The organism is Faecalibacillus intestinalis (assembly GCF_015097455.1).
Lineage (GTDB): Bacteria > Bacillota_I > Bacilli_A > Erysipelotrichales > Coprobacillaceae > Faecalibacillus > Faecalibacillus intestinalis.
In genome coordinates this window covers 1379412-1405903 of the sequence record NZ_AP024085.1, presented here as the reverse complement: position 1 = coordinate 1405903, position 26492 = coordinate 1379412, and the positions used below count along the sequence as shown (strand labels likewise).

General features: G+C 28.7%; 23 protein-coding genes. 7 read left to right on the top strand and 16 right to left on the bottom strand.

From position 1 onward, the window contains the following. Positions 1–56: 56 nt before the first annotated feature. The 5 genes from Fi14EGH31_RS07700 to Fi14EGH31_RS07680 all read right to left on the bottom strand — a co-directional run bounded on the left by Fi14EGH31_RS07700 (position 57) and on the right by Fi14EGH31_RS07680 (position 4516). Complete coding sequence (locus Fi14EGH31_RS07700; protein WP_117346913.1) at positions 57–1751, bottom strand: ribonuclease J; 1695 nt, start codon at positions 1749–1751, stop codon at positions 57–59. A 79-nt stretch (positions 1752–1830) separates the two neighbouring features. Continuing rightward, positions 1831–2418, bottom strand: a complete 588-nt coding sequence (locus Fi14EGH31_RS07695; RefSeq protein WP_200765343.1) for a dipicolinate synthase subunit B — start codon at positions 2416–2418, stop codon at positions 1831–1833. Next, on the bottom strand, positions 2411–3037 hold the full coding sequence (locus tag Fi14EGH31_RS07690; RefSeq protein ID WP_117346914.1) for a hypothetical protein: 627 nt from the start codon (positions 3035–3037) through the stop codon (positions 2411–2413). Before Fi14EGH31_RS07690 ends, Fi14EGH31_RS07695 begins: the two co-directional genes overlap by 8 nt. Before the next feature lie 45 nt (positions 3038–3082). After that, the gene (locus tag Fi14EGH31_RS07685; RefSeq protein WP_117782175.1) at positions 3083–3409 is read right to left on the bottom strand and encodes a hypothetical protein; all 327 of its coding nucleotides are present in this window, start codon (positions 3407–3409) and stop codon (positions 3083–3085) included. A 540-nt stretch (positions 3410–3949) separates the two neighbouring features. Further along, positions 3950–4516 carry a DJ-1 family glyoxalase III gene (locus Fi14EGH31_RS07680; protein WP_032090029.1) on the bottom strand — a complete coding sequence of 189 codons (567 nt, stop codon included), beginning with the start codon at positions 4514–4516 and terminating at the stop codon, positions 3950–3952. A gap of 130 nt (positions 4517–4646) precedes the next feature. Between Fi14EGH31_RS07680 and coaBC the strand changes: the two genes are divergently transcribed. Both coaBC and Fi14EGH31_RS07670 read left to right on the top strand, forming a co-directional pair. Next, positions 4647–5825, top strand: a complete 1179-nt coding sequence (gene coaBC / locus Fi14EGH31_RS07675; RefSeq protein WP_200765342.1) for a bifunctional phosphopantothenoylcysteine decarboxylase/phosphopantothenate--cysteine ligase CoaBC — start codon at positions 4647–4649, stop codon at positions 5823–5825. 2 nt (positions 5826–5827) lie between these two features. After that, positions 5828–6598 (top strand): type III pantothenate kinase, encoded by a 771-nt coding sequence (locus Fi14EGH31_RS07670; protein WP_200765341.1) that lies wholly within the window; start codon positions 5828–5830, stop codon positions 6596–6598. On the opposite strand, the gene Fi14EGH31_RS07665 is transcribed toward Fi14EGH31_RS07670, so the two are convergent. Genes Fi14EGH31_RS07665 through Fi14EGH31_RS07655 form a run of 3 tightly spaced genes read right to left on the bottom strand, consistent with a single transcriptional unit; the run spans position 6595 to position 10072 of the window. Further along, positions 6595–7290, bottom strand: coding sequence for a DUF421 domain-containing protein (locus Fi14EGH31_RS07665; RefSeq protein ID WP_195946364.1), 696 nt, complete (start codon positions 7288–7290; stop codon positions 6595–6597). The genes Fi14EGH31_RS07670 and Fi14EGH31_RS07665 overlap by 4 nt on opposite strands. Positions 7291–7338: 48 nt before the next feature. Next, a complete protein-coding gene (locus Fi14EGH31_RS07660; RefSeq protein ID WP_200765340.1) occupies positions 7339–9732 on the bottom strand; it encodes a heavy metal translocating P-type ATPase in 2394 nt (797 codons plus the stop codon). Between the two features lies 1 nt (position 9733). After that, the gene (locus Fi14EGH31_RS07655; protein ID WP_022001299.1) at positions 9734–10072 is read right to left on the bottom strand and encodes an ArsR/SmtB family transcription factor; all 339 of its coding nucleotides are present in this window, start codon (positions 10070–10072) and stop codon (positions 9734–9736) included. Positions 10073–10178: 106 nt separating this feature from the next. Between Fi14EGH31_RS07655 and Fi14EGH31_RS07650 the strand changes: the two genes are divergently transcribed. Continuing rightward, complete coding sequence (locus Fi14EGH31_RS07650) at positions 10179–10706, top strand: cysteine hydrolase family protein (RefSeq protein WP_117792897.1); 528 nt, start codon at positions 10179–10181, stop codon at positions 10704–10706. A gap of 111 nt (positions 10707–10817) precedes the next feature. Then, entirely contained in the window at positions 10818–11846 is a 1029-nt protein-coding gene (locus Fi14EGH31_RS07645) for a branched-chain amino acid aminotransferase (RefSeq protein ID WP_107029420.1), read from the top strand. A 76-nt stretch (positions 11847–11922) separates the two neighbouring features. On the opposite strand, the gene Fi14EGH31_RS07640 is transcribed toward Fi14EGH31_RS07645, so the two are convergent. Then, entirely contained in the window at positions 11923–13257 is a 1335-nt protein-coding gene (locus tag Fi14EGH31_RS07640) for a citrate synthase (protein ID WP_107029419.1), read from the bottom strand. 139 nt (positions 13258–13396) lie between these two features. Here Fi14EGH31_RS07640 and Fi14EGH31_RS07635 point away from each other — a divergent pair, with 139 nt between their 5' ends. Continuing rightward, on the top strand, positions 13397–15742 hold the full coding sequence (locus tag Fi14EGH31_RS07635) for an HAD-IC family P-type ATPase (protein WP_118346714.1): 2346 nt from the start codon (positions 13397–13399) through the stop codon (positions 15740–15742). Positions 15743–15764: 22 nt separating this feature from the next. Here Fi14EGH31_RS07635 and Fi14EGH31_RS07630 read toward each other — a convergent pair whose 3' ends face one another. Beyond that, complete coding sequence (locus tag Fi14EGH31_RS07630; protein ID WP_117480419.1) at positions 15765–16532, bottom strand: HD domain-containing protein; 768 nt, start codon at positions 16530–16532, stop codon at positions 15765–15767. 54 nt (positions 16533–16586) lie between these two features. Here Fi14EGH31_RS07630 and Fi14EGH31_RS07625 point away from each other — a divergent pair, with 54 nt between their 5' ends. Both Fi14EGH31_RS07625 and Fi14EGH31_RS07620 read left to right on the top strand, forming a co-directional pair. After that, entirely contained in the window at positions 16587–17027 is a 441-nt protein-coding gene (locus Fi14EGH31_RS07625) for a GAF domain-containing protein (protein WP_200765339.1), read from the top strand. 32 nt (positions 17028–17059) lie between these two features. Then, positions 17060–18220, top strand: coding sequence for a polysaccharide deacetylase (locus Fi14EGH31_RS07620; RefSeq protein ID WP_117782182.1), 1161 nt, complete (start codon positions 17060–17062; stop codon positions 18218–18220). Between the two features lie 14 nt (positions 18221–18234). Here Fi14EGH31_RS07620 and Fi14EGH31_RS07615 read toward each other — a convergent pair whose 3' ends face one another. The 6 genes from Fi14EGH31_RS07615 to Fi14EGH31_RS07590 form a co-directional block, all read right to left on the bottom strand. Beyond that, positions 18235–20757, bottom strand: a complete 2523-nt coding sequence (locus tag Fi14EGH31_RS07615; protein ID WP_117782183.1) for a translation factor GTPase family protein — start codon at positions 20755–20757, stop codon at positions 18235–18237. A 16-nt stretch (positions 20758–20773) separates the two neighbouring features. Beyond that, entirely contained in the window at positions 20774–21481 is a 708-nt protein-coding gene (locus tag Fi14EGH31_RS07610; protein ID WP_200765338.1) for a tRNA threonylcarbamoyladenosine dehydratase, read from the bottom strand. 51 nt (positions 21482–21532) lie between these two features. Further along, entirely contained in the window at positions 21533–22933 is a 1401-nt protein-coding gene (locus Fi14EGH31_RS07605) for a 6-phospho-beta-glucosidase (RefSeq protein WP_022002501.1), read from the bottom strand. Positions 22934–23031: 98 nt separating this feature from the next. Beyond that, complete coding sequence (locus Fi14EGH31_RS07600; RefSeq protein WP_107029409.1) at positions 23032–23694, bottom strand: adenylate kinase; 663 nt, start codon at positions 23692–23694, stop codon at positions 23032–23034. Positions 23695–23817: 123 nt separating this feature from the next. After that, on the bottom strand, positions 23818–25785 hold the full coding sequence (locus Fi14EGH31_RS07595) for a HAMP domain-containing sensor histidine kinase (RefSeq protein ID WP_200765337.1): 1968 nt from the start codon (positions 25783–25785) through the stop codon (positions 23818–23820). Further along, positions 25782–26450, bottom strand: coding sequence for a response regulator transcription factor (locus tag Fi14EGH31_RS07590; RefSeq protein WP_117828968.1), 669 nt, complete (start codon positions 26448–26450; stop codon positions 25782–25784). The genes Fi14EGH31_RS07595 and Fi14EGH31_RS07590 overlap by 4 nt, the downstream gene beginning before the upstream one ends. Positions 26451–26492 lie beyond the last annotated feature (42 nt).

Here is a 26492-nt window from a genome sequence, read left to right as displayed (position 1 = left end):
CACCTCTTTACATATCATATTTAAAAAACAAAACAAAAGCAAGATATTCCTTGCTTTTATAATTCTATAATTACTGGTAAAATGACAGGCCTTTTACCAGTCTCTTTGATAATATATTTGTTCACTTTATCTTTAATATTTTGACGTACATCTCTAATATCTTCTTCCGTCTTATTTTTATAAGACTCTAACTCAGTTTCAGCGATATTCATAATTCCTTTTACAACATTTTCTGAATCCTTTAAGTAAATAAAACCTCTTGTTTGTACATCTGTATTGGCAACAATTTCTCTTGTTTTACCATCAATTGTCATACCAATAATAACAACACCATCATTTTGTAATTGATTTCGGTCATCAATAACTTTAACACCAACATCACCAATTCCAAGACCATCAATCATCACATCTTCAATTGTAATAGAATCTCGATAACTTTGTAATTTTCCATCTTTAAAAGTAATCATTTCTCCATTATCAACAATAGCAATATGATCATCATTTATATTCATTTTTTTAGCAACATCACTTGCAGCTATAAAATGTTGATATTCTCCTTTGATTGGTACGAAATATTTTGGATTTAAAATTTGAATCAATACTTTAATATCCTCTTCACTTGCATGCATGGATTGCAATTCTTTGTTTTTCAAAACATGAATATGTGTATCAGTTTTATAAAGTTCATTGATTGCTCTATTAGCTATTTTTTCAGTCCCTGGTAAAACAGGTGAAGCTACAATAAATGTATCACTATCTTGTAATTTAAGCTTATCATCTCCTCCATCGATAATATCTAAAATATCATGATAGATACGACGAGGACTACCACTTAATAAAACAACCAATTTATCATTATCTTTATTTTTTTGAATATCATTATTATCACCAATACAAGCTGGATGAATATCCAAGATTGGTTTTTTCTTATTTTTAGCAATTCTCATTAAAGAATTGGTATTATCATATTTATCTCTTCCATAGAAACAAATCTTACGATTATATTTTTTAGCTAGTTGAGCAATTTCTTGAGTTCTAAAAGCATTTTGTGCATAACTTGAAATAATAATACGTCCTGAAGCATCTTCAAAAATACTTTCTATTTTAGCAGTTAACTTATGATTAGGAGAAGTATAGCCATCGTTTTTTGAATATGATGATTCACAAAGTAAAGCTAAAACTCCTTTTTTACCAATTTCCATCATCTTTTGAATATTACATCTAAATCTTTCAGGCGCTCCAAAATCAATAATAAATTCACTACTATAGACAATATAACCATAATCTGTTAAAAATGCTAACCCTACACTTCCAGGAATAGAATGCGTAATTGGGAAAAAGTCCACTTCAACTCCAGCAACTTTAATCGTTGCATTCATATTTACTCTTTTGATTTTATATTTATATGAAACATGAGAATGTCTCATATATCTTTGTAATAATTGATCAATTAAATCAGCTGTAAGATCTGTTGTATAAATAGGAACATTCACTTCTTGTAATAAATAAGGAAGTGCTCCCATTACATCATCATGACCATGCGTAATAAATATAGCTTTAATTTTATCTTTATTATCTTTTAAATAATCAAAATTAGGAATAATAACGTCCACTCCTAATTTATCTACTTCTGGAAAACGATAACCTGCATCAATAATAAACCAATTATCATCTATTTCTAAGCAGTACATGCTTTTACCGTTTTCAGCTTGACCACCAATTGGCATCAATTTTATAATACTTTTTTTCATTATTTCCTCCTTAATTATATCTTCTTACACTCACTTTGCTATTATTCTAACAAATTATTAACAAAAGAAAAAGTATCATTTACTCTTTCTTCATTAAAAATAAAGGCTGAATTTGTTTATCAACCAATGCATTGATCATCGTTTGAATAATTAAATCTCGCCGTGCAATCAAACTATTTGGTTTCTTGATTACATCATCTTGATACATTGGCACCAAATAAAAATGCTTTGTATTAAAAATCTTCATCATATTCATTCCGCTTGTTGAAAGTAAGTCATTACTACATAAACCAAGAACGATATTGTGTTGATTTCTAAGTGTTGATTTAACAGCCATTGTCACCGCATTATCATTGATTCCATGTGCCATTTTAGCTAATGTATTGGCACTGCATGGATAAACCACCATTAAATCCAAGGGTATTTGTGGCCCAAAAATTTCTGCTTCAACAACTGAACAAATAACCTTCTTTTCAATAATTTTTTCAACTTCTATAATTAACTGATTCGCCTTAAAAAACCGTGTATCACAAGAATTCACTTGATCACTTATAAAAACATAAATATCTACAGGATATTTTTTTAGTTCCTTTAAAAATTTCAAACAATTACTTAACGAACAAAAAGAGCCTGTAATCCCAACCCCTATTTTCATTCCATTAAACATGTCTCATCACTCCGTGAATATATTGAAACATCAATAATGCCGATTCATATGGAAAATACATATTAGGTATATTTCTTAGTGATTGATAATCTTTTCCCTCAACTGTTTGTGCCAAATCATAAATTTGTTTATATTTTAATTTTTTATAATTGATTTTACAAACAGGAATCGTATTAATAATTAAATCATACTTTCCTGATAAAGCATTTAAATCCAAATGATGATAGATTTGTTTTATTTCATCTAAATCCTTGTTATTTCGATTACAAATTGTAATATCATAATTACTTTTTAAAATATTTGCAAGCTGTTTTGCTAAATCTCCATAGCCTAAAATAAGTATATTATTATAATGTGCTTTATCTTGTATTATTTTTAAATAGAGTCCCATTGCTGTTAAAGTATTATTTAAATGTTTAAAAACTTTATCTTTATTAATAATATATTTTGTATTTATATTATTAAGAGAAAACGTATTGTCATGATCTATCTTTTGATTTTTAACAACATAAAAATCAAGGTTTTGTGATTGTTTATCATTTATTTGATAACCATGACTTAAAAAAATATCTTTTAAAAATTGTGTTCTTTGATCATATACTTCAATAAACCCTTTCATATGCCACCTCATTATACTATATGAAAGGGTTTGATAAATGTGAAATTAGCTCGCTTTATTTTTAATTTGTGATGTCATCAAAGCTATAATTTCTTCTACTTTTGGACTAATAACACTTACAGCTGACATGATCATCTCTTTTTCATTTTGATAATCATGACATAAAAACGCATACTCACATTTTAGATGAAATAAACATTGTTCCTTTTCATTAACAGTCGTTAGAAACATTAAATTGATTGCATTACTATCGCAAATTTTGTAAGAAACAGACATGACTGCCCGAATATCTTCTAAATTACGAATAACACTGTCTTTTTCAGCATTTAAGTGTACACTTAATAAATGAATTTGTGATATACTGTTTTCCATATTTATTTTACCTCCTTCACTATATATATTGTTATTTTTTTAGGTTTTTTCTTTTTATTTTTTTAGAAATGAGGAATTTTATGCAAATTATTACACTTATTTATTCAATCATCTTATTATTTTTTTATCATCCACTTTATCAAAACTACACAAGTTTAATGAATACATCATTTTCTTTTTTTTATTACATTTGGTGTGTTTTATTAACTCTTTCTTTATGCTTAACCTTTTTTAAAGTAACTTCTTTAAAAAAATTCATTATTTTTCTTTCTCTGTTCTTTTTTATTGGATTAATTTTACCCTATCATAAAAATTATCCAATCTTTTCAACTTTACATGTTTTTATTCCTTTATCTTGCATTATCATTGCACTTTTATTCTTAGCATATCTTATTAAAAATAAACAAAAAAGTGAGCCAATTTTAGCTCACAAAATTTATTTATGGTTTTCCTACGGTCTTTCAATCATTGCCATGTTCATTATTTTCTTTTCTCAAATCAATGGTCTTATCGAAATTAGCGTCTTACTATTTATCAATTTTATTCTTTATGTGCTTCAACGTTCATAAGATATTCATATTGCATACCTTGTCTTAAGTTTGATGAATCGTACCCTAAACTTTCTAAAATAGTATATCCAAATTCTAAGGCAGCCGCTGGTCCTTTACCTGTAATAATATGATCATCTTTTTGAACAATAGCTTCTTGATAATTAGCTCCGGTAAGTTGTGTTTCAAAACCTGGAGAACAAGTACAGATTTTATCTTTTAAAATACCTGCTTTAGCTAAAACAATTGGTCCTGCACAAATAGCAGCAATCAATTTATGTTCCTGATTGAATTGTTGAACAATTTCAATAACACGTGCATCATCTCTTAAATTTGTTGCTCCAGGTAAACCACCAGGAATAACAATTCCATCATATTCTTTGATTTGATCATTAAAGACGCAATCCATTTGAATTGTAATTTGATGAGAACTTGTCACCTTTAAATCATCCATCCCTACTAAATCAACATGAACATTTGCTCTTCTTAAAACATCAACTGGTGTCAATGCTTCGATTTCTTCAAATCCATCTTTACATAATACAGCTATTTTTTTCATAAACACTCCTCTTTTCTTTTAAAGATATTTTATCATGAAAACCAAAAAATAAAAGAATGAAATACATTGTATGGGATTTCAAAATATATTATAATGTTGCATAGATGTAAAAATCACCCTTGGAGGTTTTATGAAAAAAATTGTTATTGGTATAACAGGAAGTATTGCAGCATATAAAACATGTGAACTTATTTCCCGTTTAAAAAAGAAAAATTATAATATTGAAGTTATTATGACAAAAAATGCAGCTCAATTTGTAACACCACTTACCTTTGGAGCACTTATTCATAAACCTGTTTTAATTGATGATTTTGATGAAACAGGTTATCAAATTAAACACATTAACATTGTTAAGGATGCTGATTGTTTTATTATTGTTCCAGCAACTGCAAATATTATTGCCAAAGTTGCTCATGGTTTAGCAGACGATGTTTTATCTTCCGCCTTTTTAGCAGCAACATGTCCAAAAATCATTGCTCCTGCAATGAATGTACACATGTATGAAAATACTGCAACTCAAAAAAATCTTGATATTTGTAAATCTTATCATATTAAGATTGTGGAACCTGAAATTGGTGAACTCGCATGTGGTTATCAAGGAAGAGGACATTTAAGTGATATTGAAGATTTACTTGATGCTATTGAATATGCGACATATCCTCATCCATTAGCTGGAAAGCATGTTCTTATTACCGCTGGTCCTACTCAAGAGCCACTTGATCCAGTGAGATTTATTTCTAATCATTCAAGTGGAAAGATGGGCTATGCACTAGCAAAAGTTGCTCGTCAATTAGGAGCTCATGTCACGTTGATTAGTGGTCCATCATCTCAAAGAGCTCCTTACGAAGTAGATGTAATCAAAATTCAAAGTGCACAAGGTATGTTTAAACAAGTATTAAGTTATTTTGATTTTCAAGATTATGTTATCATGTCTGCTGCTGTTGGTGACTATCGGCCTTTAGAATATAGCAATCAAAAAATAAAGAAAAAAGCTGACGAATTTTATTTAAAATTAGGAAAAAACAAAGATATTTTATCTTATATTGGAAAACATAAAACAAAACAAACTATTTGTGGGTTTGCTATGGAAACAGAAAACGTTATTGAAAATGCTCAAAATAAGTTTTTTAAGAAGAATTGTGATTTATTAGTTGTTAATGATTTATTTGAAGATGGTGCTGGGTTTAAAACTGATACAAATAAAGTTGCTTTAATTACAAAAAACTTTGTTGATTATTTAGATTTAATGAGCAAAGAAGATCTAGCGCATATTATTTTAGAAAAATTAATGAAAGTTAAAGGAGAATAACAATGCTAGTAGTTGTAGATATGGGAAACACAAATATTACAATGGGACTTTTTAAAGATGATCAGCTTATTGGCAATTATCGTTTAACGACTAAATTGCAAAGGACATCAGACGAATATGGTTTTATGATTCTTGCTTTTTTAAGTGCCTATAATGTAACCGTTGAAGATATAAAAGATGTTATTATTTCTAGTGTCGTTCCTAAAATCATGTATTCTTTTACAAATTCTATTCGTAAATATTTCCACAAAGAACCTATTATTGTTGGTCCAGGAATTAAAACAGGCATTTCTGTAAAATATGATAATCCTAAATCTTTAGGAAGTGATCGTATTGTTGATGCTGTTGGTGCCTACTATAGTCACTATTGTGCTTGTTTAGTAATTGATTTTGGCACTGCTACGACATTTGATGTTATTTCTTCAAAAGGTGAATTTATGGGTGGTGCAATTGCTCCTGGTATTGGTATTTCTGCAGAAATGTTATCTAATCGTGCTGCTCAACTACCTGAAGTAGCAATAAAAAAACCACAACATATTATTGGTAAAAATACTGTTGAAGGTATGCAATCAGGGGTTGTTTATGGTTATATTGGTTTAACAGAGAAACTGATTGAAGAAATTAAAAGCCAATATCCTGAACCATTAAAAGTCGTTTCTACAGGTGGTCTAGGTAGAATGATCTATCAAGAAACAAATTTGATTGATGCCTATGATAAAGATCTTACATTCAAAGGTTTAAAAATTATATATGATATGCAAAAAAGGGATTAAATAAAATCCCTTTTTAATTCGTTTTTTAAATAAAAATGTATTGTTTGTTGTCCATCTACATACAAAATAACAATTTCTTGAAGATTAATTCCATGAACTTTCATAATTTGTTCTAACCACTTTTGGTTATGATGAATCAATTCTAAATTTTCATAAATAATCGTTCCTTGTAAAATAAGAATTGTTGGTATAAATTCTTTTTGAACTTCTTGATGTAGATCACCTAATTTTAAAGGCCTTGACGATGTCTTGGGATAAAAAGTAAATTTCCCATTTGTTTCTAAAATAATTTTATCTAACTCATTAAGCTCAAAATAACCATTCATTCTGCAATTCATCAACAATTCATTCAAATCAATTTTTGCTTTATCCAAACTTTTTAAATATATCTTATCATTTTCAAATAAAACAACAGGTTTTCCTTCAACAAAAAAACGAAAATTTAAATACCTTTTTGTTAAAACAGAAACACCCCAAGTAAAAACACCATAAACAATCATTCCAATCAACGGCTTTAAAATATCATTAAAACTTCCCATAACCATTTCAGCAGCAATAGAACCAATTGTAATTCCAATTATATAATCATATAAAGATAACTCTGTTACTTGCCTATAGCCCATTAATTTCGTTAGTAAAAACAAAACAATCAAAGAAATTAAGGGCAAAACAAAATATTCAAGAAAATTCATTTTAATCACCCTTTTAAGTATGGACAAAATAAAAAAAAGAAGTCAAAATTATGACTTCTTATACAAAATTCTCATTGAGTTACAAATAGCAATTAAAGTAACACCTACATCAGCAAAAACACCCATCCACATATTTGTAAGTCCAAACAAAGTAAGAACTAAAACTCCAATTTTAATTAATAACGTAAAAGTAACATTTTCTTTTAAAATAAAATTTGTATAATGAGAAACTTGAATGGCTTTAGCAATTGATGTAATATCGTCACTCATTAAAACAACATCCGCAGCTTCAATAGCTACATCACTACCAACGCCACCCATCGCAATACCAATATCACTTCTAGCAAGAACAGGCGCATCATTAATACCATCACCAACAAAAGCTACGACATGATCATTACCCATTAATTTTTCTAATTGTGTAACTTTATTTTGTGGTAATAAATCACTATATACTTGATCAATTCCTATTTTAGAAGCAATATCATGAGCAACAGTTGCATGATCTCCTGTAAGCATAACCGTATTTAAAACATGTGCCTTCTTTAAGTCTTGAATACCTGGCATTGTAGATTCTTTAATAACATCTGCAACAACGATATGTCCTAAATATTGTTTTTGACATGCTATATGAACAATTGTTCCAACAGATTGAGGTTGACTCACTTCAATACCTAATTCTTGAAAATATTTTTCATTTCCTAATTCATATTGTTTTTGATCAATAACAACAAAAAGACCTTTTCCAGCGATTTCTTTAAAATCTTCTATTCTTGTACTATCGATTTCTTTATTATAAGCTTTAACAATACTTCTAGCAATTGGATGATTTGACATATATTCACCATATGCACCAATTTCTAATAAATGATCATCTGAAATTTCAACAACTTCAAATTCACCTTTAGTAAGTGTTCCTGTTTTATCAAAAACAACAGTATCAATATCTTTTAATAATTCTAAATAGTTTCCACCCTTAACTAAAACACCTAAAGCACTCGCTTTACCAATACCAGCATATAAACCTAAAGGTACTGAAATAACAAGTGCACATGGACAAGAAACAACTAAGAATGTACATGCACGATAAAGCCAATCATAGAAATTTTGATTTGGTAAAATAATCATCGGAACAATTAATAATAAAACAGCAAGTCCCACAACAGTTGGTGTATAAACTTTTGCAAAACGGGTAATAAATTTTTCAATTTTAGCTTTTTTACTTGCAGAATTTTCGACAAGATCAATAATACGACTTACAGTACTATCCGCATAAGGTTTTGTTACTTCAATATAAATAACATCATTTAAATTGACAACTCCTGATAAAACCTCATCTCCTACTTCAACACTTCTAGGGACTGATTCACCTGTTAAACTTGCAGTATCTAACATACTGTTTCCTTTAATAACTTTACCATCCAACGGTACTTTTTCTCCAACTTTAACAACAATTGTATCTCCTACTTGTACTTCTTCAGGAGTTACTTGAATCATTTGATCATCTTTTACAATTGTAGCATATTCACTTTTAATATCCATTAAAGAAGAAATAGATGATCTTGTCTTATTAACAGCATATCCTTGGAAAATTTCACCAATAGCATAAAATAGCATAACCGCAATTGCTTCACTGTAATCACCTAAAGCAATCGCTCCAAAAGTTGCTAAACACATTAAGAAATTTTCATCCAAAAAGTCTTTTCTACCAATATTTTTAATTGCTTTTAAAATGACTTTATAACCAATTAATAAATAAGCAAACAAATATAAGAAAGTAGCAAAACCACCTGCAAAAAAATGTGCCCCTATAAAAATAATAACACCTTCAACCAATTCCATATTTTCTTTTAAATCAAATAATTTTGGTTTACTATATTTTTTTTGATTATCTTCCTTTGATAAAACAACTCCTTCTTCAACAGAGTCAACAACAGCTTGTAACTTTTCCATTAAAGAATCATCGTTTTTTACTTTAACCATTAACTTTTGAGTAGAAAAATTAACAACTGCATCTTCAATGTAAGATTGTTTTTTTATCTCAGCTTCTACTTTACTTGCACAGTTTGCACAATCCAAACCAACTATATTAAATTTGATTGAATTAGCCAATTCACGATGATCTTCCACATGTTCATGATGTTGCCCACATCCACATTCATCGTGATGATGTTCATGTTCATGATGGTATCCGCATCCACATTCATCGTGATGATGTGTTTTGTTTGTAGAGAGGTTATCAATTGTTACTTCATCTTCAATGGATTGCATAAAATAAAGCAGCTCATTATCATTAATTTCTTGATTACTTTCAAAAGTCATCATGCCTGTTGCAAAAGAAATTACACAATCATTAATCTCTTCTTTTTTATTTAAAGCATCTTCTAATTTTTGTGTGCAATTAGCACAATCAAGGCCATTAACCTTATATTTATATTTCATATTATTTATCCTCCATGATATGACTATAACCAGCCTCAAAAATTAGTTTTACATGCTCATCATCTAACGAATAATACATCATTTTACCATCTCTTCTATTTTTAACTAATTTATTGGCTTTTAAAATTCTAAGTTGATGAGAAATAGCTGACTGCGTCATATCTAAACAAGCAGCTAAATCATAAACACACATCTCATGATCAAATAATGCACAAATAATGCGTATTCTTGTTGAATCACCAAACACTTTGAATAATTCAGCAACATCATATAAAGATTCTTCTTCGGGCATTGCTTTCTTTACTTGTTCAACAATCTCATTATTAACGATTTTATCCATTTTTTCTCCTTTCATATGAATATATGTTCATATGAATATTATATGATATTTATTTATAAAGTCAATATATATGATAAGATTAAATAAAAATGATTGGAGAAATTTTATGAAAAAATTACTGATTGTAGTAGACTATCAAAAAGATTTTGTAAATGGCAGTTTGGGATTTAAAGAAGCTGAATATTTGGATGAGTATCTTGCTTCTTTAATTGATCAATATCATCAAAATAAAGATGATGTTATTTTTACTTTCGATACACATCAAAATAATTATTTAGAAACTCAAGAAGGGAAGAATTTGCCAATTGAACATTGCATTAAAAATAGTGATGGTTGGAAACTATATGGCAAGGTAAATACTGCTAAAAAAGACCATGATATTTGTATTGAAAAAACAACTTTTGGTTCTCTTGAATTAGGAAATTACTTAAAAGATAAAAACTACCAAAACGTTACTCTAGTAGGTGTTGTTTCTAATATTTGTGTTTTATCTAATGCTGTAATTGTTAAAAGCGCTCTACCTGAAACACCTATCTTTATTGATGTAAAAGGTATTTCTAGCAATGATTTAACAATGCAGGCAAAAGCAATTTCAATTTTAGAAAATTTGCAATTCAATATTATTAATAAATAAAATACAATTAATAATTTCTTATTAAAATAAGTTATAAATTATTATTGACACTTCATCTGATGAGGCGTAGAATTTGCCTAAAGATATATATAGGAAAGGAAGTATTAAAAAATGTCAAAAAAAGATATTGATTGGTCAAATATCGGTTTTGGATATATGCCAACAGAAGCAAGATTCGTATCAAATTATAAAGATGGAGCTTGGGATGAAGGCGTGCTTACTGCTGATGACAAAGTTGTTATTAGCGAATGTGCAGGTGTTTTACAATATGCACAAACGTGTTTTGAAGGGTTAAAAGCTTATAGAACAAAAGATGGGAAAGTTGTTTGCTTTAGACCTGATTTAAATGCAAGTCGTATGGCTGACTCTTGCAAACGATTAGAAATGCCAGTTTACCCTGAAGATAAATGGGTAGAAGCCATTGAAAAAGTTGTTAAAGCTAATATTGATTATGTACCACCTTATGGGTCAGGAGCTACTTTATATATTCGTCCATATATGTTCGGTAGTAACCCAGTTATTGGTGTTAAACCAGCTAACGAATATCAATTTAGAGTATTCGTAACTCCTGTAGGGCCTTACTTCAAAGGAGGAGTTAAACCTATTACAATTCGTGTATCAGACTTCGATCGTGCTGCACCTCATGGTACAGGACATATCAAAGCTGGTTTAAACTACGCAATGAGTTTACATGCAATCGTTGATGCACATAATCAAGGATTCGATGAAAACATGTACTTAGATGCAGCTACTAGAACTAAAGTAGAAGAAACTGGTGGAGCAAACTTCATTTTCGTAACAAAAGATAATAAAATCGTTACTCCAAAATCAAACAGTATCTTACCTTCTATCACTCGCCGTTCTTTAATGTATGTTGCTAAAGAATACTTAGGATTAGAAGTTGAAGAAAGAGAAGTTTATTTTGATGAAGTAAAAGATTTCACTGAATGTGGTCTTTGCGGTACTGCTGCTGTTATCTCACCAGTAGGTAAAATCAATGATCATGGTAAAGAAATTTGTTTCCCAAGTGGAATGGATGAAATCGGACCTGTTCTTAAAAAACTTTATGAAACTTTAACAGGTATTCAAATGGGTACAATTGAAGCACCTGAAGGTTGGATCAAAGTTATTGAAGAATAACAATTTTAAAGCTTGTCATTAACTGACAAGCTTTTTCTTTGCTTAAAAGCAAAAAAGCATTGTATTATCAATGCTTTTAACGATTTTCCATTTTAATATATTCTTTTTTTTCACCAACGTATTTTCCTGCTGGACGAATAATTTTTCCTGAATAAAGTTTGTTTTCAATATTATGTGCAACCCATCCAACAGAACGTCCAATAACAAACATCAAAGTATAAAGATCTTTAGAAAGCCCTAGCATGTCATAAACGAGACCACTATAAAAATCAATATTGGCACATACGTTTATTCCCTTTCTTGCTTTAATTTCAGCAACCGCAAGTTCTTCAAAACGATGGTATAGTTCATATTCTTTCAAACGATTTTTTTCGATAGCTAATTGTTTACATTGTTTAGAAAGAATTTGACAACGTGGATCGCTCAATGTATAGACTGCATGTCCAATTCCATAAATAAGACCTGATTGATCATTAAACTTCTTATCTAAAATATCCTTAATGACCTGTTTTAATTGTTCATCCGTTGCATTAAGTCCTACTTTATCAATAACAAGTTCCATTTGTTTAGCAACCGCTAAGTTAGCACCTCCATGCTTAGGACCTTTTAATGAACCAATAGCTCCTGCAAAACAAGAATATATGTCTGTTCCTGTTGAAGACATAACAACATTTGTAAAAGTCGAGTTGTTCCCTCCACCATGATCAGCATGTAAAACTAAACACATATCTAGAACACTCGCTTCTATTTTTGTAAAAGAACGATCTATTCTTAACATTTGGAGGATATTTTCAGCAATTGAATATTCAGTATTTACTGGATGAATAAACAAACTATCACTATCAAAATAATGTACTTTAGTACGATAAGCATAACAAACAATTTCTGGAATCTTAGCAATTAAATCCAAGCCTTTATTTAGCGTTGCTTCTGGTGAAATATCATCAGGGTTTTCATCATATGTGTAAAGCATTAAAACTTCTTGTTGAAGTTTATTCATCATATTTTGCATTGGAAATCCTAGTATACGTGCTTGTAAATAATTCAAAGGTAAATCATATCTTGAAGCTAATTCTTTTTTAAATGCATCTAATTCATCTTTATTAGGTAAATATCCAAAAAGAATTAAAAAACAAACTTCTTCAAAAAGAAAACGATTTTTTGGATCATGTCCCTTTATAAAATCAGAAACTTTAACACCCCTATAATAAAGTTCCCCTTCTGTATCAATTTTTTTACCATTTTCTTTTTTATATCCCACGACATCTGATATTCTTGTAAGTCCAACAAGAACACCTGTTCCATCTTCATTTCTTAAACCATTTTTTACGTTGTATTTAGAATATAAAGAATTGTCAATTTTATTTAATGATGTACTTCTTTGAAATACATAATCAATAAATTCACTCATATTTAAGCCCCCTTATCATAGTGTTAGGAATATCATACCACAAATTTGTATAATTGTATACAATTATTTACTTGTCTTATTTTGTTAAAGATTGTCAAATGACAAAAAGTATTCTAAAATAGAATACAAGGTGATAGTTATGAAAATATTTGATAGAGAATTCTCAGGTCTATCTCAAGAAGACGTTTTAAAAAGGCAACAATTTGGGAAAACTCATTTTGTGGAAAGTAAAACAACAAAAACATATAAAGAAATTATTTTTAATAATATTTTTACATTTTTCAATTTAATTAATATTCTACTATTTGCATGTCTTGTTTTTGTTGGATCTTATCGTAATACCCTTTTTATCTCTGTTATCTTTTTTAATACTTTAACAGGAAGTTATCAAGAAATAAAAGCAAAAAGGACATTAGATCAGTTAAGTATTTTAACAAAACAACAAATTGATGTTTTAAGAGATAATCAATTATCTAAAATCAATGTTGATGAAATTGTTCAAGATGATCTCATCATTTTAAATACAGGAATGCAAATACCTGTTGATTGTGAACTTTTAGAAGGTCATATAGAAGCAAATGAATCACTTCTTACAGGTGAAAGCGATGCTATTTTAAAAGTCAATGGTGATTCACTCCTTTCAGGAAGTTTTGTTACATCAGGACGTGCAATTTGTAAAGTAATTCATGTAGGAAAAGAAAGTTATATTCATAAGCTTACCGCTCAAGCAAAAGAATTTGAAGGCAAAAAATCAGAGCTATCAAAATCGATTGACCAAATTTTAAAAATTATCTCAGTTATTATCATTCCTTTATCAATTTTACTCTTTTTTAAAGAATATTTTATTGGTCATTATCCATTTAGTGATGCAGTTGTTTCAGTTGTAGCTGCTGTTTTAGGAATGATTCCATCTGGACTTGTATTACTTACAACAATCGCTCTATCTTTAAGTGTTCTAAGACTTGCTAAAAAAAATACTCTTGTCCAAAATCTATTTTGCATTGAAACTCTTGCTCGTGTGGATACTATTTGTTTAGATAAAACAGGAACGCTTACTGAAGGTAAGCTTAAAGTTGATGATGTTATTTGTTTTGATGATCATTTTAATATTGATCAAATTATCAAAAATATGAATTATTGTTTAGAAGATGGCAATATGACATCTATAGCACTTCATCAATACTTCTCTAAAGAAAAAAATTATCAGCCTTTCTTTGTTATTCCTTTTTCATCGCAAAGAAAATACAGTGCTGTTTCTTTTAATGAATTTGGAACCGTTTATTTAGGAGCAAGTCAATTTATTTTTGAAAATCTAGATTCTAAGATTGAAAAGAAAATTAAAACTTATACCTCTCAAGGTTTTCGTGTTTTGTGTATTGGATATACTCCAATAATTATTAATGATAATACTTTAATAAAAAATTTAAAATGTATTGGAATTTTAATTTTATCTGATGTTATTCGTCAAGACGCTAAAACAACATTAGATTATTTTAAAAGACAAGATGTTGATATTAAAATTATTTCTGGAGATGATCCTGTTACTGTTTCAGCAATTGCTAGACGTTGTCATCTTTTAAATTATGAACATTACATAGATGTTTCTTCTTTATCGGATGAACAAATAAAAGAGGCCATTGAAAAATATACTATTTTTGGACGTGTTTCTCCAAAACAAAAACAATTGATGGTCAATGCTCTTCAAGAAAATAGCCATACGGTTGCAATGACAGGTGATGGTGTTAATGATGTATTAGCTTTAAAAGCAGCAGATTGTTCAATTGCTATGGCTTCAGGAAGTGATGCAGCTAAAAGCGCTTCACATATTGTTTTATTAAAAAATAACTTTAATGCCATGCCACATATCGTTAATGAAGGAAGACGTGTCATTAATAATATTACTGCTTCTGCATCAATGTATTTAATTAAAACAATCTTTTCAGTTGTTTTATCAATTGGAATGATCTTATTTGGACATGGTTATCCATTTAAACCTATCCAACTAACTGTTATTTCTGCTTGTTGTGTAGGCATCCCGACTTTCTTTTTGACCTATGAACCAAATTTCAAAAGAGTGTCTGGTGATTTTTTAAAAACAGTCTTTAAAAACGCCTTCCCTTTTGCCTTTATGATTGCTATTTGCTCAACAATTATCGTTAATGGTGGTCGTGTCTTAGGTTTAGAAAAAGAAATGCTTTCAACAATTTGTGTTTTACTTACAAGTTGGTGTTATTATAGTGGTTTAAGACATATTTATTCACCCTTAAGTCATTATCGTAGCTTTGTAATCCATATAATGCAAATTGTTTTATATATTTCTTTAATTGTTGGTCATCAATTTTTAGGATTAGGAAATATTGATTATATTGGTGCCATTACTTTAATGTTTTTAGTTACTTTTTCAAAAGTCATTTATTTATTAAATTTTGAATTATTTGATTATACTTATTTATTCTTACAAAGAAAACGAAATAAACACAAATAAAAAGGACAAATGTCCTTTTTATTTACATACATTTTTCTTCAACATAACTTTGACATGTTTTTTCAACAAATAACATATCTTCTTTTAAATCTCCTGTAAAATGTAAACGTTCCATATTTCTATGTATATAATCATTCTCTCTGATAAACAAATAACTTGATTTAAAATTTAAGTCAAATACGAAAGCCATATAAGAAACCCACATATCTACTTCATTGTGCCTATTTTCTTTTAAAATCAAAGTATGATTTTCAATATCTTTCAAAATATTTTGAGAAACTCTTTGACTATAAAAGTCAGCATCTGAAATACTAAACAAAGTTTGTATTGATTCTATATTTTTTACTCGAAAATTATCTAATTTATCACTATCTCTAATAAGAAGAACTTGTTTTAATAAAGAGGGTTCTAAATTATTTGGTATTTTGTATAAAGAATGATAAGCAATCGCCTTTTCGATAATTTCATCATATTGATCATCATCAATAAAATTTCTAATCATCCCCTCTTTAAATAAAACCTGCACCCCTAATTTAGCATGATCAATATTTCGATCATCAAAGCTATTAAAACGTTTTATTTGTTCAAAACGTCCTATATCATGCAATAAAGCAATTAAATAGGCTAAGTCTCTTTCAACACCTGTAATATTTTCATAGAGGCATAGATATTCAGTTGTACGTACGACTTCCAATGTATGAACAAGTTTTAAATGAATTTTATCATTCGTTAAATCAAATTGACGCACATAATTCATAAAACTCTCTTTTGCTTTTAAAATATCAAACACCTTGACCTTACTCCTTTCTTTATTTTATACTATACCATAAAGTGAGGTAAAAATATGAATGATTTATTATTAAAACAATACATTGGTTTAATTGAATGCAACAATGAAAAAATTTCAATTCTAGCCAATACATCTGCTTTTATTATGCAAAATTTTCAAGATATCTCTTGGGTAGGATTTTATTTATTTAAAAACACTGAACTTATTTTAGGACCATTCCAAGGTAAAATTGCTTGTACTAACATTCCTCTAGATAAAGGAGTTTGTGGTAAAGTAGCATCTACTCGAAAAACTGTTATTGTAGAAAATGTTCATCAATTTGCAGGACATATTGCCTGCGATAGCGAAAGCAACAGTGAAATTGTAATTCCACTTATAAAAGGAAATCAATTATATGGTGTATTAGATTTAGATTCTACATCATTTAGTAGATTTTCTAAAGAAGATCAAATTATTTTTGAAGAAATTTCAAAAATTTTAGTTCAACATTTATAATTATTTACATATCTTTGATATGAGGGGAAGCCATGAAAAGACATCTTTTATTATGTTGTTTAATAGGAATAATGAGTATACTGGGTTACTTTTATTTTCAAAGAAAGATTATATTTATTGATCATCCAACAATTGAAATCAATAGTCCATTTTATTATAAAAAATATATTAAAAAAGTTAAAAATGGTTCTATTAATGACGTCACTTATAGTGCAAAGGATTTAAACAATCAAACTTTAGGACATTATACAGTGACTTATTTTTTTAAAGGAAAAACATATCATTTGAAAATAGAAGTTATTGATACAAAAAAACCAACTATTAAAGAATCTGAATCTTTAAAAATTGAAAAAGGGAAATCTTATGATTTAAAAAAAGGAATTATTATTAAGGATAATTCTAATCAATACAATTTAACAATTGATACCAATGATTTTAATCCCAATCAAATTGGAAACTACACAATTTATTATAAAGCAAATGATCTTTCCAATAACCAAACAACTTTCAAAAGAAAAGTAACTGTCGTTAAAAAAATAGAAATTGGCACACATATAGAATCTAATAAAAAAATAGTGTATCTTACGTTTGATGATGGTCCCAGTCAAAATACTGATCGCATTTTAAAAATATTAAAAAAATACAATGCTAAAGCAACTTTTTTTGTTACAGGATGTCATCAAGAATATAATCAATATATTATTGAAGCTTATAAACAAGGACATACTATTGGTTTGCATAGTTATTTGCATGAATATCAAGATATTTATTCCTCTAAGGATGCTTATTTCAAGGACCTTAAAAAAATAAAACAAATGGTTAAGCAACTTATTGGTATTCAAGTCCACTATATTCGTTTTCCAGGAGGAAGTTCTAATCGTATTTCTAAAAACTATTGTCATGGTATCATGTCTCAATTAACACGTGAAGTCATTAAACAAGGTTATCAATATTATGACTGGAATGGTGATACAACAGATGCAAGTGGCGATCATATCCCAACTGCAACAATCATTAAACAAGCTACAAGTGAAACACATCAAAATATTGTCCTTTTAGCTCATGATACAGATGCTAAAGATACAACTGTAGCTGCTCTTCCTTCTATCATCCAATATTATAAAGAAAAAGGTTATCAATTTTTAGGCATTGATGATGAAAGTTACTATGTACATCATGATATACAAAATTAGCAGTCATTTGACTGCTAATTCTTTTTTAAATCCTCTAATAAATAATTTTTCATTTGTTTATTTTTTCTTTGAAATTCTTCAATTTCATGAAGATGTGTTTCTTTAACCAATAATTCGAATTCTCTTGCAGAAATACGCATAGCCCCTCTAGAAGAAACAATAATTTGTTCTAAAGCATCTGAAGTAGCTACATAAACACGATATTTTTGTGATAAATCATGTGTTACTTTCTCTATGTAGTTATCTGCAGTTTGCGCTTCTTTTGTATAAACAACATAAATATTATCATTTTTTTCAATTGAGCCAATATTCTTTTTAATTTTATAAGCATCAAAAACAACAATCAGCAAACATTTTCGATAACCTTGATAATTATTCAAAATATCTATTAAACGATGTCTAGCATGGTCTAAATTTGTTTTAGCAAGTTCATTTAATTCATCCCATGAAAAAATAATATTATATCCATCTACTAATAAACATTCTGGTAAAATTGTCTTTTTTTCTTCAACCTGTTTTTCTATTTTACGATTCATTTCTTTAGAAAGTCGTCTTTTAATTGGTCCATATGTTCTAATAAATATTTCCTCTAACTCTTTATCATCGACTTTATAATTTTTTGTAACTGGACGTGGTTTATTTTTTTGATATACATAAGGTAAATGCATATAATTTTCTACTTCATCATAAGGGACATAAAATCCTGCACCCTGTTTACAAAAGATAGAGCCTGTAGGAAATAAAGCATCTTCTTCACTATTATAGTCAATTTCTTGAATAATTTTTTCTTGATCATGACATTCAAAGTAACCAACCATTTGATAGAACAGCTTCCCATTACCTTTTGTAAGCGAAAGAAAATCCTTTTGATACGTCATTAAATAACGAACAGGTGCTTTTCCTTTAATGATTGTTAAATCCTGTTCATAACTTATTTGATAATCGCTATGAAATGTATCTAAATCATAAATAATCTTACTTGAAATATGATTTTCTACAATCATCTCAAATTCATAATAAGGTTCTAATAAAAGAGATTTTGTCTTTTTTAAGCCTTGTCGAATTGCTCGATAGGTTGCTTCTCTAAAATCTCCGCCTTCAGTATGTTTTAAATGGGATTTTCCTGTAACAAGAGTCAATTTCATATCTGTAATAGGCGATCCTGTAAGAACACCAAGATGTTGAATTTCTTGCATATGTGTTAAAACAAGATTTTGAAAATTAAGCGGTAAAGTATTTCTTTGACATTGATTTTCAAACACAAGTCCTTTGCCCCTTTCTAAAGGTTCTAATAAGATATGCACTTCAGCATAGTGACGTAAGGGTTCAAAATGACCTACTCCTTCAACTTTATCCAAAATCGTTTCTAAATAAGTAATTCTTCCTTCATCATAATGAATTAAAAATCCATAGCGTTCCAAAATAAGATTTTGTAAAGTATCTAATTGAATTTCTCCCATAATTTTAACTGAAAGAATTCCTAATTGTTGATTATATTCAAATTGTAAACTTGGATCTTCTTTACCAATACTTAGTATTTGTTCAATAGCTTTACTTTTTTCAATATCATCAGGAAGTAAAATTTGATAAGACATAAAAGGCTTTAAAATATTTTGTTGTGTCTGTTTTTGATTTCCAAATGTAAAACCAATAGGTAACTCATCTAACCCCAAACAAGCTACTATATCACCTGTTGAAGCACTCTGAACACTTTGATAGCCTTGTCCTGTATAAATTCTTAATTCATCTACTTTACTTTCACTAATAACATCTTTAACATGCAAAGTCCCACCTGTTACTTTTAAATGCGTTAAATGTTTTTGTTTATGAAATGTCTTTTTAAAAACAATTCCACTTAAAATATCTAAAGCTTCTTTTTGACAAGTATATAAATCTAAAGCTTCCATAAATTCTTCTACACCTTCATCTTTTAACGCTGAGCCAAAGAATACAGGAAACATTTGTCTTAAAGAAATAACTTTTTGAATATCTTCTTGTTTCATTTGTTGATTAAGATACTTTTCTAATAATTCATCATTTAATAAAGAAATGTTTTCATAAAAGTTTTCATCAATTGCAAAACAATTTTCATTTAATTCTTTTTGAATATTTTGTAATAATTGCTCTTTGGTTGAGTACGTACTATCTATCTTATTAACAAAAATAAAAGTAGGAATTTGATAAGTTTGCAATAATTTCCAAATTGTTTTTGTGTGCGCTTGTATACCATCCTTAGCCGAAATAACAAGAATAGCATAATCTAACACTTGTAACGTTCTTTCCATTTCACAACTAAAATCATTATGCCCAGGTGTATCTAAAAAAGTCATTTGACTTTCTCGATACATAAATGAGATCTCTTTTGAAAAAATAGTAATACCTCTTTTTCTTTCTTGTATATCATAATCTAAAAAAGAATCTTCTTTATCAACTCTTCCCATTTTTTTAATAACACCTGCATGAAAAAGCATTGCTTCAGATAATGTTGTTTTTCCAGCATCAACATGTGCTAAAATCGCAAAAGTTACTTTTTTCATAAATTTCACCTTCTTTCTACTTTATATGTAGTAAGTCTCTTACAACAACACTTGCAATGATCAAGCCTGCACAACTTGGTACAAAAGAAATACTACCAGGTGTTTTTTTATGTGTCTCAGGATCTACAGGTGCATCTGTTTCAATGGGCTTTTCTGTAGAATAAACAACTTTTAAAGCAGGTATTTTTCTTTTCTTAAGTTCCCTTCTCATAACTCTAGCAAGTGGACAAATAGAAGTTTTATAAATATCTGTTACTTCTAATTTTGTAGGATCTAATTTATTTCCTGTTCCCATTGAAGAAATAATAGGAATCTTTTTTTCTTGAGATATTTCTACAAGTTTGATTTTAGCAGTAACAGTATCTACAGCATCTACAATATAATCAAATTCATCAAATGGAAAATGGTTTGCTGTTTCTGGTAAAAAGAAATCATCATAGATTTTAACATTGCAATAAGGGTTAATAGATAAAATACGTTCTTTCATAACATCTACTTTTTTTCGATCAATCGTTTGATGTGTTGCTATGATTTGTCTATTTAAGTTGGAAATAGAAACCGTATCATGATCAATGATATGAAGTGTCCCTACACCAGCACGTGCGAGTGCTTCAACGACAAAACCACCCACACCACCAACACCAAAAATAGCAACCGTACTGTTTTGTAAGGACTCTATTCCTTCTTTTTTTATTAATAATTCTGTTCTTGAAAATTCTTCCATAATAATCACCTGTAACATCATACCATAAAATAAAAAAGGCTTCCGCCTTTTTTATAAACCTTTTTCAGTTAATTCACGTGCAACATCATCTTTGATGGTAACACCTGATGCTTTTAACTCGGCAATCTTATCTGCAAATTGTGGTAAATATTTTTCATGAGCAATCAATAATTCATTTAAAACATTAACCATTTTTTGTCCTGATACTGTTTGTGGATTTAAAATGAATGCTTGCATTAATAATCCATAATCTCCTGTTACAGCTGCCTCTTCAACACATAATTCCATGTTTTTCATGCATTGTAACCATCCTCTTTGAGCTGGTTGTAATGACCCAAAGGCAATAGCTCTTGCTCCTGTTGAACCAATATAAGATGAAACTTCTACTGCACAGTCAGCTGGTAAGTCTGGGACAGATCCATTATTTTTAGTTGTTACTACGATATGTGATAATTTATTTCCATAGATTGAAGCAATTGTTTCACAAGCCGCATCTGAATAATGTGCTCCTCCACGTTTTGCTAATTGTTCTGGTTTATGATCTAAATCTGGATTTTTATATAATTCAAATAACTCATGTTCTGTTTGTTGTACTTGTTGTCCACGAGTTCCTACCTTAGGATCATTATATTCTTCTAAACCATGAGCCAACATTTCTTCTTCACGATAATAATATCTATGATATCCGCATGGGATCATATTCATTTGAAGTAATTGTTCTTTAAAGAATGGAATATCATGAATGTTTGCAGGAATTCCCATATCTTTTCCTTCATACATTGCTTCAATGATATCTTTAGTCACTTCTTTACCATTTTCATCATATACTTTATGCCAATGGAAATGGTTTAATCCAGCAAATTTATAAGTTAATTGATCTAAAGTTTTACCAATTGTTTTTGGTTCATCTAACATTGCTCCAACAGGAACATTACATAAACCAATGACTTTATCCCATTTACCAAATCTCATAACTGCTTCTGTAACCATTCCTGATGGATTTGTAAAGTTAACAAGCCAAGCATCTGGGCATAATTCTTTCATATCTTCAACGATTGATAAAATAACTGGAATCGTTCTTAAAGCTTTAAACATACCTCCAGCACCATTTGTTTCTTGACCTAACATACCATAGCTAAATGGAATTCTTTCGTCTTTAATACGAGCATTTAATAAACCAACTCTAAATTGAGTTGTAACGAAATCAGCATCTTTTAATGCTTCTCTACGATCTAATGTTAAATGAACTTTAACATCATAAGGAGAAGCATCCCACATACGTTGTGCCATTTTACCAACGATTTCTAGTTTTTCTTTCCCATCTTCAATATCGACAAGCCAAATTTCTTTGATTGGAAGTTCATCATATCTTTTGATAAATCCTTCCATTAATTCTGGTGTATAACTACTTCCTCCACCAATTGTTACAATTTTTACGGGTTTTTTACTCATTTTTATATCCTCCATTTTTTGATATATTCATTATAACATAGAGGTCTATACAAGAAAGCTTATTTCATTTTATGAAAAAAAAATAGAAGCGTGAGCTTCTATTTTAAATTATCTAATACTTTATAGATTTCTTCAGCAACTTCATCCATTGATTGATTTCCGTCAACATTAGTAAGTTCACCTAACATTGTGTAGTAATCAATTAAAGGTTTTGTTTGTTTATTGTAAGTATCAATACGTACTTGAACTGCTTCTTCACTTTCGTCAGAACGTTGTGTTAATTCTCCACCGCATGCGTCACAAACACCTTCTTTTTTAGGTGGATTGTAAACGATATGATATGATTTACCACAATCAGCACAAGTTCTTCTTCCTGATAAACGTTTAACTAATACATCTTCAGGAATATCTAAGTTGATTACAGCATCAATTTTAAAATTGAACATTGAACAAATATCAGCTAATTTTCTAGCTTGAATGATTGTTCTTGGGAAACCATCTAAGATGAAACCATTTTTAAATTCTTCAGTGTTAATATTTTCTTCTAAATATTCTTGAATCATTTGAATTGTAAAATCATCTGGCACTAAATAACCAAAAGAAATAAAATATTTAGCAATAACACCAAATTTTGTTTCTTCTTTAATTGCTTTTCTAAATAAGTCACCTGTAGAAATTTGTTTTAAACCATATTTTTCCACCAATTTAGCAGCTTGAGTTCCTTTACCAGCACCTGGTGGACCCATTAAAATTATATTCATTACTATCTCTCCTTTAAGCAATGACTATTATATGCTTTTTTTTCATTAAATGGAACTAATTTATGAAAAAAAGAAGACTTTTTTAACGATTCTATAACTCTTTTTAAAAGAAAGGGTTTTCATTTATTTTTTCCATCTAAAATAAAACTCTACACCGCCTTGTAAATTATAAACTCCATAACTCATTTCATGAAGTTCTAAAATATTTCTAACGATTGCAAGACCTAAACCTGTCCCTTTTTGATCATCACTGACAAAAGATTCCCAAATAGTGTCCATTCTATTTTCATCAATTTGTTTTCCCTTATTTTCAATCGAAAATTCATTTTCTTTGATTTTAATTTTGATCGTACTATTAATAAATGCATGTTTGATTGCATTTGATAAATAATTTTGAATAACCATTTCTATTCGTTTTCTATCACCTACAATTAAAACATCTTCTCCTTGTATTTCTATCTTTAATTTTTTATCCATTAATAATTGTTCATAATCATCAATAATATCTTCAGTTAGCTCTCTTAAATCAATTTCTTTTTTATCTAAAGTAATCGCCTTTGCTTCAAGTTTTGATAAATCTAACATTTGTAATACTAAATCATTAATAACAGCAATTTCTTTATTGATAACCTCTATATACTTATCTTTTTTTTCTAAATCCTCTACATTTTCTAATAAATCAATATTTCCATTAATAATAGCAAGAGGTGTTTTAATCTCATGAGTAAATTGAGCAATAAATTCTTTCCTTAATTGTTCCATCTTCTTCACTTGATCTATTTCTAAATTCAATGCATCTATATTTCTTTTTAAGTTTGATGACATTGTATTAATATGACTTGATAAAGATGATAATTCATCATGCCCTTTTGTATCTAAGATACCCTCAAAATTATTATTTGCAATTTCCATTGCAACACGATCAATTTCTTTAATACGTCTTGTTGTCATATAAGAAATGAAATATGAAAATAAAACAATAAATAAGAACCCTCCTAAAAATGAAAGTAAATTTTCACTCAATAACTCATCTCTCAACTGATGAAATCCTCTATTTTGAAAATTATAAAAAATGGCAATAAATGCTTTAGGTGCTGGCTCTTGACCTTCAGAATAACCACCTTCTTTATCCAAAGGAAGAAGACGTCCAAAATAAGAATAATCTTCTAATACTTGTGTAAAAGTGGCATAAGTTAATGTTCCTTCTTTAATAGATGTAGCAATTTCATCTGATTTTTTATTAGCTATCTCTGCAGTAACTGAATCTTTATCTAAAAAAGTAGCCAAACGTATATAGACATTTGAAAAATGTTCATTTACAGCCTTTTTAGATAATTCATTTATTTTTGATGTAGAAACTCTTGTATCCCCATAAACTTCCTCTTCACTTTTCTTTAAATGTACTTCGCCATTTTCTACATAGGCTTCATAAAATGCTTCAACAGTATTTCCTTTTTTTTGACCAAAGATATCTGTATTATAATGTATAAAAGTCGGTTTAACCTTATAATACCGATTTTTTGTATTATATGTTGATTGTGCTGTATCTTTAAAGTTCTTTAATTCTTCAATTTGTCCTTCAAAGTATAAATGAATATCATCATATTTATTTTTTTCAACATCTTTAATTGTTTCTATTAATAACTGATATTGTTCACTTGATAAAGATGACAAATCAATATAATAACGTGCATCATAGAAATCATCAGAATAATCTGTATCTACATCACTCTCATTAATTTCTACAAAAGGATCATGTACAATAAGTAAATGATCATCTTTTTCATATCCGTATTGTTCGATTGGATTTCCATAAGTATCTAAAAGATATATTTTAGTTGAATCATCTTTAGGTAATTCACTTAACCCTTGTTTTATCTTATCTAAATCAAACTCTCTATACTCTCCATTTTTATTAGAAATAGCTGTACAATAATTTATATAGTCATCTGAAGTACTACTTTGACTGTAATAAAGGAGTTCATTAAAACTTTGATCATATTTAGTTTTTACAATATATCCAAAAACAACCATAAAAGAAATAAACAAACAAATAAACACCTTAAACTGAATGCTTCTTATTCTTTTCATAATTCTTCTCCTTTCCACACATATCCAGTTTTAACAATAGTTTGAATATAATAAGAATATTTTCCCAATCGTTTCCTTAAACGTTTTATATACGTATCTACTGCTCGTCCATCACCATAATAATCATAGCCCCATAAAGCATCTAAAATTTTTTCTCTTGATAAAACAATTCCCTGATTTTCCATTAAGTATCGAAGAAGTTTAAATTCTTTATCGGTTAAAACAATATTATTTTCTTCAATCACTAAAATATGTTTGTCTAAATCCAAAATCACTTTTCCTGATTGAAGTTGATTCGTTTCAATCTTTTTATTTCTTTTTAAAAGTGCTAAACATTTTGCATACAATAAAGAAGGTTTAAATGGTTTAGTAATATAATCATCTGCCCCATATTCATAAGCTTTTAATTGGTTTTCATCTTCTGATAAAGCACTTATAAAAACGATGAGTGTATTATATTGACTTCTAATTTGTTTACAAACTTCATAGCCATCGATTCCAGGCATCATGATGTCAAGTAAAATGATATCGATTGTATCATCTAATATTGCTAATCCTTCATAACCATTTTGAGCTTCTATAACTTCTATTTCTTTATGATCAAAATACTCTTTAACAAAGTCTCTTACTTCTTTATGATCTTCAATCATCAACGCTTTATACATTACTACCACCTCTTTAACTTTATTGTAGCATGACTATGTGTA

What these genes read in the sequence shown, in the direction of transcription:
- Fi14EGH31_RS07700 (WP_117346913.1), bottom strand. Translation starts at nt 1,751, where the DNA reads ATGAAAAAAAGTATTATAAAATTGATGCCAATTGGTGGTCAAGCTGAA.
- Fi14EGH31_RS07695 (WP_200765343.1), bottom strand. Translation starts at nt 2,418, where the DNA reads ATGTTTAATGGAATGAAAATAGGGGTTGGGATTACAGGCTCTTTTTGT.
- Fi14EGH31_RS07690 (WP_117346914.1), bottom strand. Translation starts at nt 3,037, where the DNA reads ATGAAAGGGTTTATTGAAGTATATGATCAAAGAACACAATTTTTAAAA.
- Fi14EGH31_RS07685 (WP_117782175.1), bottom strand. Translation starts at nt 3,409, where the DNA reads ATGGAAAACAGTATATCACAAATTCATTTATTAAGTGTACACTTAAAT.
- Fi14EGH31_RS07680 (WP_032090029.1), bottom strand. Translation starts at nt 4,516, where the DNA reads ATGAAAAAAATAGCTGTATTATGTAAAGATGGATTTGAAGAAATCGAA.
- coaBC (WP_200765342.1), top strand. Translation starts at nt 4,647, where the DNA reads ATGAAAAAAATTGTTATTGGTATAACAGGAAGTATTGCAGCATATAAA.
- Fi14EGH31_RS07670 (WP_200765341.1), top strand. Translation starts at nt 5,828, where the DNA reads ATGCTAGTAGTTGTAGATATGGGAAACACAAATATTACAATGGGACTT.
- Fi14EGH31_RS07665 (WP_195946364.1), bottom strand. Translation starts at nt 7,290, where the DNA reads ATGAATTTTCTTGAATATTTTGTTTTGCCCTTAATTTCTTTGATTGTT.
- Fi14EGH31_RS07660 (WP_200765340.1), bottom strand. Translation starts at nt 9,732, where the DNA reads ATGAAATATAAATATAAGGTTAATGGCCTTGATTGTGCTAATTGCACA.
- Fi14EGH31_RS07655 (WP_022001299.1), bottom strand. Translation starts at nt 10,072, where the DNA reads ATGGATAAAATCGTTAATAATGAGATTGTTGAACAAGTAAAGAAAGCA.
- Fi14EGH31_RS07650 (WP_117792897.1), top strand. Translation starts at nt 10,179, where the DNA reads ATGAAAAAATTACTGATTGTAGTAGACTATCAAAAAGATTTTGTAAAT.
- Fi14EGH31_RS07645 (WP_107029420.1), top strand. Translation starts at nt 10,818, where the DNA reads ATGTCAAAAAAAGATATTGATTGGTCAAATATCGGTTTTGGATATATG.
- Fi14EGH31_RS07640 (WP_107029419.1), bottom strand. Translation starts at nt 13,257, where the DNA reads ATGAGTGAATTTATTGATTATGTATTTCAAAGAAGTACATCATTAAAT.
- Fi14EGH31_RS07635 (WP_118346714.1), top strand. Translation starts at nt 13,397, where the DNA reads ATGAAAATATTTGATAGAGAATTCTCAGGTCTATCTCAAGAAGACGTT.
- Fi14EGH31_RS07625 (WP_200765339.1), top strand. Translation starts at nt 16,587, where the DNA reads ATGAATGATTTATTATTAAAACAATACATTGGTTTAATTGAATGCAAC.
- Fi14EGH31_RS07620 (WP_117782182.1), top strand. Translation starts at nt 17,060, where the DNA reads ATGAAAAGACATCTTTTATTATGTTGTTTAATAGGAATAATGAGTATA.
- Fi14EGH31_RS07615 (WP_117782183.1), bottom strand. Translation starts at nt 20,757, where the DNA reads ATGAAAAAAGTAACTTTTGCGATTTTAGCACATGTTGATGCTGGAAAA.
- Fi14EGH31_RS07610 (WP_200765338.1), bottom strand. Translation starts at nt 21,481, where the DNA reads ATGGAAGAATTTTCAAGAACAGAATTATTAATAAAAAAAGAAGGAATA.
- Fi14EGH31_RS07605 (WP_022002501.1), bottom strand. Translation starts at nt 22,933, where the DNA reads ATGAGTAAAAAACCCGTAAAAATTGTAACAATTGGTGGAGGAAGTAGT.
- Fi14EGH31_RS07600 (WP_107029409.1), bottom strand. Translation starts at nt 23,694, where the DNA reads ATGAATATAATTTTAATGGGTCCACCAGGTGCTGGTAAAGGAACTCAA.
- Fi14EGH31_RS07595 (WP_200765337.1), bottom strand. Translation starts at nt 25,785, where the DNA reads ATGAAAAGAATAAGAAGCATTCAGTTTAAGGTGTTTATTTGTTTGTTT.
- Fi14EGH31_RS07590 (WP_117828968.1), bottom strand. Translation starts at nt 26,450, where the DNA reads ATGTATAAAGCGTTGATGATTGAAGATCATAAAGAAGTAAGAGACTTT.